The organism is Sphingomonas sp. FW306-1B-B10E (genome assembly GCF_058782005.1).
The window spans coordinates 35,368-44,626 of record NZ_JBYSXG010000042.1; the positions used below are offsets into that span (position 1 = coordinate 35,368).

8 protein-coding genes are annotated in these 9,259 nt (G+C 67.1%); 2 read left to right on the forward strand and 6 right to left on the reverse strand.

All coding sequences use genetic code 11. The annotated features are described in order from the left end of the window. Positions 1–113: 113 nt before the first annotated feature. The 4 genes from AC3WJI_RS15725 to AC3WJI_RS15740 all read right to left on the reverse strand — a co-directional run bounded on the left by AC3WJI_RS15725 (position 114) and on the right by AC3WJI_RS15740 (position 4,284). Positions 114–971 carry a glucose 1-dehydrogenase gene (locus AC3WJI_RS15725; protein ID WP_492758222.1) on the reverse strand — a complete coding sequence of 286 codons (858 nt, stop codon included), beginning with the start codon at positions 969–971 and terminating at the stop codon, positions 114–116. Positions 972–1,476: 505 nt separating this feature from the next. Next, positions 1,477–2,508 carry a GGDEF domain-containing protein gene (locus AC3WJI_RS15730; protein ID WP_492758223.1) on the reverse strand — a complete coding sequence of 344 codons (1,032 nt, stop codon included), beginning with the start codon at positions 2,506–2,508 and terminating at the stop codon, positions 1,477–1,479. A 136-nt stretch (positions 2,509–2,644) separates the two neighbouring features. Next, on the reverse strand, positions 2,645–3,199 hold the full coding sequence (locus AC3WJI_RS15735; protein ID WP_492758224.1) for a redoxin domain-containing protein: 555 nt from the start codon (positions 3,197–3,199) through the stop codon (positions 2,645–2,647). A 26-nt stretch (positions 3,200–3,225) separates the two neighbouring features. Continuing rightward, a complete protein-coding gene (locus AC3WJI_RS15740) occupies positions 3,226–4,284 on the reverse strand; it encodes a phospholipase A (protein ID WP_492758225.1) in 1,059 nt (352 codons plus the stop codon). 65 nt (positions 4,285–4,349) lie between these two features. Here AC3WJI_RS15740 and hisN point away from each other — a divergent pair, with 65 nt between their 5' ends. Further along, entirely contained in the window at positions 4,350–5,132 is a 783-nt protein-coding gene (hisN, locus tag AC3WJI_RS15745; RefSeq protein ID WP_492758226.1) for a histidinol-phosphatase, read from the forward strand. Between the two features lie 59 nt (positions 5,133–5,191). Here hisN and AC3WJI_RS15750 read toward each other — a convergent pair whose 3' ends face one another. Next, positions 5,192–5,914: an SDR family oxidoreductase gene (locus tag AC3WJI_RS15750; RefSeq protein WP_492758227.1), complete on the reverse strand. Its 723-nt coding sequence runs from the start codon at positions 5,912–5,914 to the stop codon at positions 5,192–5,194. Between the two features lie 111 nt (positions 5,915–6,025). Here AC3WJI_RS15750 and AC3WJI_RS15755 point away from each other — a divergent pair, with 111 nt between their 5' ends. Further along, positions 6,026–6,931 carry a LysR family transcriptional regulator gene (locus AC3WJI_RS15755; RefSeq protein ID WP_492758228.1) on the forward strand — a complete coding sequence of 302 codons (906 nt, stop codon included), beginning with the start codon at positions 6,026–6,028 and terminating at the stop codon, positions 6,929–6,931. 23 nt (positions 6,932–6,954) lie between these two features. Here AC3WJI_RS15755 and AC3WJI_RS15760 read toward each other — a convergent pair whose 3' ends face one another. Continuing rightward, positions 6,955–9,096, reverse strand: a complete 2,142-nt coding sequence (locus tag AC3WJI_RS15760; RefSeq protein ID WP_492758229.1) for an AsmA family protein — start codon at positions 9,094–9,096, stop codon at positions 6,955–6,957. Between the last annotated feature and the right edge of the window lie 163 nt (positions 9,097–9,259).

The window sequence follows — 9,259 nt, forward strand, 5'->3', positions numbered from 1 at the left end:
CAATAGAGCGGCTGGATGCCGCCAGCCGCTCTTTGCCATCGTCATTTACGCGAAAGAATGTTGCGAGATGAATCGCGCTTCGGTCAACTTGGTCAATTTAAGTCCCGATCGGCTCAGCCATTGACGATCGTGCCGCCGTTCGGGTGGAGCACCTGGCCCGACATGTAGCTGGCATCTTCGCAGGCAAGGAACAGAAAGGCCGGGGCGACTTCGTTGGGCTGTCCAGGACGGCCCATCGGTGTGTCCTCACCGAAATTCTCGAGTTTCTCGGGGCTGGCGCCGCCCATCGGGTTGAGCGGCGTCCAGATCGGCCCCGGCGCGACGGCGTTCACGCGGATGCCTTTCTCGACCAGATTCTGCGAGAGGCTGCGCGTGAAAGCGGTGATCGCGCCCTTGGTGCTCGAATAATCGAGCAGTTCGGGCTCGCCCTGGTACATCGTGACCGACGTGCAGTTCACGATCGCCGCGCCCTGCTTCAGGTGCGGCATCGCCGCCTGGGTCAGGAAGAACATCCCGAAGATGTTCGTCTGGAAGGTGCGCTTGAGCTGCTCCTCCGTGATGTCGGTGATCTCCTTGTCCGGATGCTGCTCGCCGGCGTTGTTGACCAGCACGTCGAGCCGGCCGAACTTTTCGATCACCTGTGCGACCGCCCGCTCGCAGAACGCCTTGTCGCCGACATCGCCGGCAATGGTCAGCGCCTCGCGGCCTTCCTGGCGGACGATGTCGGCGGTCATCGCCGCATCGTCATGCTCGCACAGATAGAGGATCGCGACATGCGCGCCTTCGCGGGCATAGAGCGCAGCGACGGCGCGGCCGATGCCGCTATCCGCGCCGGTGATCAGCGCGACCTTGTCCTGCAGGCGGCCGGAGCCGGGAAAACGCGGCTCCCAATCGGGCTTGGGCTCGAGCGCGCTCTCGTGCCCGGGCAGCGCGTCCTCGTGGATCATCTCGATCGTGTCGGTATCGCTCATCGGCTTGGCTCCAGCGGGAGGGGTTGCCGAGAGAACCGGTGCGGAACCCCGGTGGTTCCGCGGGGCGGGCAGGGTTCAGCCGAAGAGAGCCGAACCCTGCGCCGTGGTGGCGACGATCATCGTCGCGGTGAGGCCGAACGCGGCCAGTCCGAGCAGGGCGCTGCGAACCATGGTGATCTTCTCCTCGTCCCGGGGCCGGATCATGCGACGATCGGCAGGACGGGGGTCGAATAGACGACGAAGGCTGCGGTGAAGAGCACGGCGCCGAGTGCAGCAACAGCGTGGTTGAGCGAGGAAAGACGAGCGGTCATTGGACTATTCCCTGATGTTCGGCGGCCGGACCATCCGGTTACCGATGCCACTAGCCTAGCAGGGAGCGTGCCAACTTCGTTAAGTGCCTCTAAATATTGAATTCACACAGTGGGCCGCGAAAACGCTTGGGATTTTGCACGGTAGAATTGGTGCATTTCACCAATTGAAAGCGGACAGATATGTCCGGTTCCGGTCAGTCGATGTGCAGGCAGTTCCGACCGGCGGTCTTGGCGGCATAGAGCAGGCGGTCGGCGCGATGGAACACGGTCGACAGCCCGTCGCCGGGCAGCGCGGCCGATATGCCGGCCGAGAAGGTGATCTCGCCGAGCGGCGCGTCGCTCTCGCGCAGCCGGTAGCGCTTGGTCGCGACCTTCACGCGCGCCGTATCGAGGATGTCGCGCGCCGCCGCGATGCCGATTCCGGTGAACAGCACTGCGAATTCCTCGCCGCCATAGCGCGCGACGAGATGGCCGGCGCAGGTCTGGCTCAGCGCCTCGGCGATCGCCTTGAGGACGCGGTCGCCGACGGCATGGCCGAAGCGGTCGTTGACCGACTTGAAGTGATCGACGTCGCACACCGCGACGCAGATCGGCGCGCCTGCCGCCGCTTGCGCGGCATAGGCTTCCTCGAGCGCGCGGCGGTTGGGCAGATCGGTGAGCGGATCGCGGCGGGCATTGTCGCGCGCCTCCTCGAGCTCGCGGCGCAGCTCGCTGGCTTCGCGCGTCGCCGATTCGAGCCGTGCCTCGGCGCTGCGGACGCGGTCGAGCATCGCGGTGGTCAGTCGGGCGACTTCGCCGATCATCGGCGCGCCGCCCGCATCGGCGGTGCGCGAAATGGCTTCGGCGCTGGCGGCGAGGTCGCGGCCGAAGCCCTCGGTCTCGGCGCGCATCGCCGTGACCATGTCCTGGAAACCCTCGACCTGCATCTGGGTGCGCGCGACGAGGCCGTCGGTCTTCGCCTTGGCGTTCTTGGCGGCGGCGCTCGGCGGCATCTCGCAGCCCAGGGTCTCGATGTCGCGCTGGGTCAGGCGGACACCGCCATCGGTCAGCGCATAGACCGCCTGGGCGAGGGGCCCGTCGGGATCGGCGAGCAGGTGATAGGCAAAGGCATAGTTGCCGGGATCGGCGTCGAGACGCTGATCGACCAGGAAGTCGCCGATTCGATCGTAAAGGCGGCGCGACGAATCGCTTCCTTGTGCCGCCCGGACGGCCCTTGCGCCGACCATAGGCTGTAACCCCTGCTTCTCGAGTTGCGGACGCGCTTGCGGTCCCGCCCGCATATTGTTGAGCCAGGGGTCTAGCGACGAACTGCTAACATCCGGTGAGCGAAAGCTTTCGCAAGGATGAAGCCCGGGCTCCGGGTCAGCCCCGCCGCCCGGCCTTGAGCTTGCGCACCGCATCGAGCGTCAGCCGGATATGCGTGCCGGGGTTCATGTCGGTATGGGCGAAGACGACATGGCCGTTCGGCGCGATGACGTAGCTGGTGCGGCTGGTGATCGTCGTCGGCGTGCCGTCGGGCTTGGTGAGCAGCACGTCATAACCCTTGACCACCGCCGGGCTCGCCGCGGCGACAGCGAACTTGCCCGCGCAGTGTGCGCTCGAAAAGGCGACGAGCTTGTCGACATTGCCCGCGGTCATGCCGATCACGGTCGCGCCGGCAGCGGTGAAGTCAGGAAGCGCCGCGGCGAAGGCCGCTGCCTCGGCATTGCAGCCTTCGGTGAATGCGGCGGGGAAGAAATAGAGCACGACCGGGCCCTTCTTGAGCGCGGCCTTGAGGTCGACCTTGACCGCCTTGCCGGCGATCGCGCCGTCGGCCGAGAAAGCGGGCGCGACCGCGCCGGGGGCGAGTGCCGCCTCGACCGGCAGCGACAGCGGCAGGAGCAGGAGCAGGGCAGCGAGGAAAAGCTTGGTCCGCATGGCATCACACTCCTGTTGGTCCCGGTCTATCGCGTCAGTGCGATGCCGATCCGTGCGTGGGTCTGGTTGCGCCGATAATCGTCGAGCGCCTCACCATAGCCGGTAAAGGCCTGGCCGAAGAGATAGAATCCAACCCCGCCGCCGATCCGCGCCAGCGGATAGGAAGCGAACAGCTCCGCGCCGCCCTTGCGTGTCTCGAAATTGCCGCGGCCGGTGACGGAGACCTTGAGCCCGTCCTTCTGGCGGATCGCCGCGGTGAGCGCGGTGTAGCCGAAATAATCCTTCACGTCGGGCGCGACGCCGAGCCTGCCGACATAGAACCAGGCTTGCGGCGCGACATCGAGATGCCAGTCGCCGCCGAGGTCGAAGCTCTTCTCGACTCGGCCGAAGACGCGGTTGAGATCAACCGAATCGATCGCGCCGCGGCCGTTCGAATCGTGGCGGAATCCGAGCGCGACCCTGGTCGTGTCGTCGAACGGGATGTCGGTGTAGATTTCGGGCGAATAATTGGTCGAGCGGAACGGCCCCGACGGTTCGCGCAGTGCCCAGAACATCGTCTGGGTGTAGGCGAAGCGAAGATTGCCGAGCTTGAGCGGCGCATCCTCGGCAAAGGGGCGGAAGGCGAAGCTGACCTGGAGCTTGCCGCCGGCGTCGCCGGTGCCGAACACGCCGTATACCGGCTCGTGCGGCTCGAAGCGGTCGAGGAACGCCGCGGACGAGCCGGTCGAGCTTTGCACCACGCTCTCCTCCGCGGGGACCTTGGCGGCGGCGTGCTGTTCGGCGGGCGGGATCGCAGTGCCGGCGATGCCGACCGGAACGTAGCGCGCCTTGGCGAAGCCGCCCGGGGCGATCGTCGGCGTCGGACCGGGCGCGCGCTCGAGCACGAGGCGGGTGCCGTCGACGGCAGTGACTTCGATCTGGCGCGGGCCCGCATCGGCGACCGGGGCGGCGGTCTCGTTGACAAGGAACACTTCGACGCCGCGCAGCGCCTCGGTTTCGGAGGCCGGCTGGGTGGGCACTGCGCGCACCTGTGCCCAGGCGGGCGAGGCGGCGGCGAGACCGAGGGAGACGAGGAGCAGGCGCATGCCCGAAACGACTGGCAGCGCTTTGTGACCTTGGCGAGTCAAAAACGGACGGGTAGGGCCGGTCCATGCCCGTCTCCTCCCAAGATGTCGCGCTCGCCGAGCGCCTTGCCGATGCCGCCGGTGCCGCGATCCGCCCGCGCTTTCGCGGTTCCTTCGGGCTCGAGTCCAAGGATGACCAGTCGCCGGTGACGCTCGCCGACCGCGAGGCCGAGGAGGCGATGCGCCGGCTGATCGTCGCCGAGCGGCCGATGGACGGGATCATCGGCGAGGAATTCGGCATCCGCGAAGGCAGCAGCGGGCGGCAATGGGTGCTCGATCCGATCGACGGCACCCGCGCCTTCATCGCCGGGCGGCCGATCTTCGGCACGCTGATCGCATTGGTCGAGGATGGCTGGCCCCTGCTCGGGATCATCGACCAGCCGATCATCGGCGAGCGCTGGCTGGGGGTGACCGGCCGCCCCACTCTGTTCAACGGCAAGCCGGCCCAATCGCGCGCCTGCCGCGAGCTCAAGGACGCGATCCTCGCGACGACCTCGCCGGCATTGTTCGACGACGACCAGCTCCACGCCTTCGAGCATCTCGACGCCGCGGTGACGAGCACGGTGCTCGGGGGCGACTGCTATAATTACGGCTGCGTCGCCAGCGGCTGGCTCGACGTGGTGGTCGAGGCGGGGCTAAAGCTCCACGATTTCGCCGCCTTGGTGCCGGTGGTCGAGGGCGCGGGCGGACGGATGTGCGACTGGCAGGGCGACCCCCTCCACGCCGGCAGCAACGGCGAAGTCATCGCCGCGGGCGACCCGGCGCGGATCGAGGACATTCTCGAGGCGCTCGCCTGCCGGGGGCATTGAGCCGGCGGGGCTGACGGACGGCGCCATGCGCCCGAGGCGCCGCCGTCATACCCCGCTGCTCAGTTCGCCGACGCCGTCGGCCGGACGACGATCTCATTGACGTCGACATCGTCGGGTTGCTCGATCGCGAAGCGAACCGCTCGGCCGATCGCGGCAGGCTTGAGCGCGATCGCGCGGTATTCGACCATCGCCGCCGCTGCGATGGGATCGGTGATCGTCGCGGCGAGCTCGCTCTCGACGACTCCGGGATGGATGCAAGTGATCCGCAGATCGGGGCGTTCCTGGCGCAAGCCGTCCGAGATGGCGCGGACGGCGAATTTAGTGGCGCAATAGACCGCTGCGGTGGGCACGACCTGCAGCGCACCGATCGAAGCGATATTGACGATATGGCCGGAGCCGCGCGCCGTCATCTCCGGCAGCACCGCGGCGATGCCGTTGAGCACGCCCTTTATGTTGACGTCGACCATCCGGTCCCATTCGTCGACCTTCATCGATGCCATTGGCGAAAGCGGCATGATACCCGCATTGTTGACGATCACATCGACGGCGCCCCAGGCCGTGCGGGCGGCGTCGGCAAAGGCGGCCATGCTGGCGCGGTCGGTCACGTCGAGCGCCTGGAACCGGACATCGCCGCCGGCGGCGTTGAGTTCGCCGGCCAGGATGTCGAGCCGGTCGACGCGCCGCGCGCCGAGCATCACCCGAGCACCGGCTGCCGCCAGCTCGCGCGCAATGCCCTCTCCGATTCCGCTCGAGGCGCCCGTTACCAAGATTGTCTTGTCCATCTTCGCTACTCCTTGAGGGGCGGACTTGCCGCCGACTTGGACAAGCTAGGCAGCAAGGATTGTCCCGCCTACTGGCGTAAATCTTCCCAGACTGGTAAGGCATGCTGAACAATGTCTCTCGATCTGAACGCGATTGCCTGTTTCGCAGCCGTTGCTCGTGCACGCAGCTTCCGCGCAGCCGGAGAGCAGCTCGGCGTGACGCGATCGGCGATAAGTCAGGCAGTACAGCGCCTTGAGTCTGCGCTCGGAACGGCACTGCTGCGCCGCACGACGCGAAGCGTCAGCCTGACCGAGGCGGGCGCGGCGTTTCTCGCGCGCGTCGACCCGGCGCTCGCCGCATTGGAAGGCGCGGCCGACCAGGCACGCGACCGCGATGCGCGGCCGAGCGGGTTACTGCGGCTGGCAGTGTCGTCGATCGCCGAGAGTTTCCTGTCGGGCGAGATGCTCACGGCGTTTCGGGAGGCGTATCCCGATGTGCGGCTGGATATTCGCGTCACCGACGAAGTGCTCGACGTGGTAGAACACGGATTCGATGCCGGCGTGCGGCTCGGCGAAGTGATAGAGCAGGACATGATCGCCGTGGCTGTCTCTGGCATGCAGCGACAGCTGGTGGTTGGCGCCCCCGCCTATCTGGCCCGGCACGGCAAGCCGGCTCACCCGCGTGACTTGCGCGCGCATCGCTGCATCGGTTGGCGGCCCGCCCCCGAGGTTACGCCGTATCGCTGGGAGTTCGCTGAGGACGGGCGCGATTTCGACGTCGCCGTCGATCCTGAAGTGACGACCAACGATATGGCTCTCATGATCCGCATGGCGTGCGCGGGCGCAGGACTGACCTTCGGCATGGCGGAGACGTTTCGCGAGCCGATCGCGCGCGGTGCGCTGGTGCCCGTGCTCGAAAAATTCAGCCCGGCGTTTCCGGGCTTCTATCTATTCTATCCGAGCCGACGCCACGTCGCGCCGAAGCTGCGCGTTCTCGTGGAACATGCCGGGCGTTGGTGGCGCATAAACGCGCCCTGATCCCACAACCATTTCGGCGCTGGTCAGAAGATCCCGAGGAACTTCTTGTGCTGCTTCCGGCGCTCGTCCTTCGAGCGCTTGCCATCTTCGGACTTGGCGGTGGTGCCCTTGCCGACATCGTCGCGGGGCTTGCCCTTGGTGGTGCGCTGGGCGCGGGCCGAGGCGCCGGCGAGGACCGGGCCGCAATCGGCGGCCTTGGCGTCGCCGACATCGACGAACGCGATCACCGCCGCGAACGGGCTCGCGACTACGCCCAGCCCGAGCCCGGCGCCGGCGCGGCCGAGCAGTTCGGGGCTGAGCACGTCGATCGCCGGGCGCGAGAAATAGCCGCCGATCCCGACCGGCGACTGGCCGGCGAACAGGCTGAACTTCTTGCTGTCGGCGCGGAAGGCCAGGTCCAGCGTCTCGTTCTTGAAGCTGAAGCCGCCGCGACCGAGCATGACGTTCTTGTCGGTGTCGATCAGGATCGGATCGGCCGCGGCGATCCCGTTGCGCACGCTGAAGCCGATCAGCCCGCAATTGATCTGCACCGGCTCCTTCAATTTCTTCTCGAACATCTTCTGGATGAAGGTGCCGATGTCGAGCTCGGAAAGCTGGATGTTGCGCGTCCAGAAGCTTCCCTTGGGCAGGATCACCGCGATGCGGCCGTTCGAATTGGCGAGCGAATCGCGCACGCTATTGCCCGATCCGGTCATCTGGACGCGCGCCTTCAAGGTTCCGGTGGTGCCCGATTCCTCGACGCCGAAGCCGGCGAGCAGCACGCCCATCGGCGTCGGCGACAGGCGGATGTCGTAATCGGTGAAGACGGGATCGCGGCGCGCGTTGATCGTGATGTCCGAATTGACCGTGCCGCGCGCGAGGCTGAAGTTGAGCGGGCTCAATTTCAGCAGCCGGTTGTCGAGATCGAGCCCGAGGGTGATGTTCGACACCGGCAGTTTCTCGGCGCGGACGGTGCGCACGGTCCAATTGACCTTGGCGTCGAAATTCTTGAGCGCCTCTACCCGGAGCGGCGCGTCGGGAAGGATGCGCGGGGTTCCGGCGGCCTGAGTCACCACCTTGCCCGCAGCCGATTGCTGCGGGCTGTAGCCGATGAAAGGCCCGGCATCGACGATGTCGAGCACGCGGGTCGCGAGGTCGGCGGTGAGCAGCAGCCGCGGCTCGCGAATCGCGACGGTGAACTTGCCCGACAGGTCGCTGTCGCCGAAGCGTCCGCGCATCCCGGTGAAGCGCCACTCGTCGCCGCGCTTGGTCATCGCCGAGCGCAGGCGATAGCTGCGCGTGTCGGGAACCGCGATCCCGGCGACCGCGAAGACATCGGCGAGGTTCTGGCCGCGCGCGTCGAGATGCAGGTCGGCGCCCTCGATCTCGGTGGCGCCGGGCAGGGTGCCCGAGACGTCGATCGCGGTACGGACGCCTTCGACATGGAGCTGGAGCTTGTTCTCGCCGCCCGAGACGGTGGCGTTGGGCGTGAGCAGGGCGCCATTCATCGTGAAGCGCGTGCCGCGCGCGGTGCCGTTGCCGTCGAAGCGGATGGCGTTGTCGAGCTTGGTGTCGGTCGCCTCGACGGTGCGGATGCGGATCGCCGCCGCGATCTGCATCCGCGGGTCGACATAGCGGACCTGCGTGCCCTGGACGAGCGCGCGGCGGATCGCCGGAAGCTCGAACGGGTCGCCGCCCTTCTTCTCGCTGAAGGTCCAGGTGTTGCGCTTGCCGGCCTTGTCCCATTGCAGGTCGACATGGCCGTCCTCTAACCCGACCCAATTGAACCGGTATTTGTGCGTGAACAGGCTCCAGGTGGAGATTCGCGTGTCGATCTTCTTGGCCGAGAAGAAATTGCCGCGGCCGGCCCATTCGGGGTTCGAGATGGTCAGCCCCTCGGCGAGGAACTTGACGTTGAACGGCGCGAAATAGAGCTGGAAGTCACCCGCGACCTTGACCTGGCGGTGGGTCTGGCCGGCAACGATCTTCTCGAAGGTATGTTTGAGAAAGCGGCCCTTGGTGACGAACAGGATTGTCCAGGCGAGGACGATCAGCCCGAGGAGGGTGACGACGACCGCGATGACGCTGGCGAGCGGCGTGCCGAGCGCGCGGGCGGGCTTGGCGGGGGCGTTGCCGGGCGGCGGCGCCGGATCGGCAGCTTTGATGGGGGCATCGCGATCGGCCATCGAAGTGAAAAGCCTGGATGGGCCGGGGGTTCCTCCTGCGAGCTTGCGTTCCCCTCCCGCTTGCGGGAGGGGCAAGGGGAGGGGATGGTGTCTCACCGAGTGCACCGCTTGCGCGCTCCCCTCCCCCGACCCCTCCCGCAAGCGGGAGGGGAGCGCATTGGGC

What these genes read in the sequence shown, in the direction of transcription:
- AC3WJI_RS15755 (WP_492758228.1), top strand. Translation starts at nt 6,026, where the DNA reads ATGTCTCTCGATCTGAACGCGATTGCCTGTTTCGCAGCCGTTGCTCGT.
- AC3WJI_RS15735 (WP_492758224.1), bottom strand. Translation starts at nt 3,199, where the DNA reads ATGCGGACCAAGCTTTTCCTCGCTGCCCTGCTCCTGCTCCTGCCGCTG.
- AC3WJI_RS15740 (WP_492758225.1), bottom strand. Translation starts at nt 4,284, where the DNA reads ATGCGCCTGCTCCTCGTCTCCCTCGGTCTCGCCGCCGCCTCGCCCGCC.
- AC3WJI_RS15725 (WP_492758222.1), bottom strand. Translation starts at nt 971, where the DNA reads ATGAGCGATACCGACACGATCGAGATGATCCACGAGGACGCGCTGCCC.
- hisN (WP_492758226.1), top strand. Translation starts at nt 4,350, where the DNA reads ATGCCCGTCTCCTCCCAAGATGTCGCGCTCGCCGAGCGCCTTGCCGAT.
- AC3WJI_RS15750 (WP_492758227.1), bottom strand. Translation starts at nt 5,914, where the DNA reads ATGGACAAGACAATCTTGGTAACGGGCGCCTCGAGCGGAATCGGAGAG.
- AC3WJI_RS15730 (WP_492758223.1), bottom strand. Translation starts at nt 2,508, where the DNA reads ATGGTCGGCGCAAGGGCCGTCCGGGCGGCACAAGGAAGCGATTCGTCG.
- AC3WJI_RS15760 (WP_492758229.1), bottom strand. Translation starts at nt 9,096, where the DNA reads ATGGCCGATCGCGATGCCCCCATCAAAGCTGCCGATCCGGCGCCGCCG.